At 72.1% G+C, this 391-nt stretch carries 1 protein-coding gene; it reads right to left on the bottom strand.

What is annotated here, in order from left to right; genetic code table 11:
- On the bottom strand, positions 1 to 359 hold a 359-nt coding region (locus tag LPA54_RS41520), incomplete at its 3' end, for a DEAD/DEAH box helicase (protein WP_368857924.1).
- Positions 360 to 391 lie beyond the last annotated feature (32 nt).

Genomic DNA, 391 nt, shown 5'->3' with positions numbered 1-391 from the left:
CCCTCGTGCAGCCGGTGCAGGCACAGGTAGTTCGACCGGCCCTTGAGCATGGCGAACTCCGGGCGGCGGCGCAGCAGCGGATGCAGCGCCTCCACCGTGCGCGGCAGGTCCCGCTCCACCAGCTGCCGCTGGAGCGCCAGGGTCGCCGTCGCCACGACGACCCTCTCACCGTGCGCGAGCGCGGGCACCAGGTAGCCCAGGGACTTACCGGTGCCGGTTCCGGCCTGGACGAGCAGATGGGCGCCGTCGTCGATCGCCTCGGCGACGGCTTCGGCCATGGCCACCTGACCGGGGCGCTCCGTGCCGCCGACGGCAGTGACGGCAGCATGGAGGAGTTCGGGGAGTGAGGGCTGTGTCATAGCGCGACCAACCCTACGGCCCTCCACCGACA

Origin of the sequence: Streptomyces sp. DH12, assembly GCF_020873895.1 — a bacterium.
Classification (GTDB): domain Bacteria; phylum Actinomycetota; class Actinomycetes; order Streptomycetales; family Streptomycetaceae; genus Streptomyces.
The sequence above is the reverse complement of the archived record's forward strand: the minus strand, read 5'-3'. Positions and strand labels throughout refer to the sequence as shown.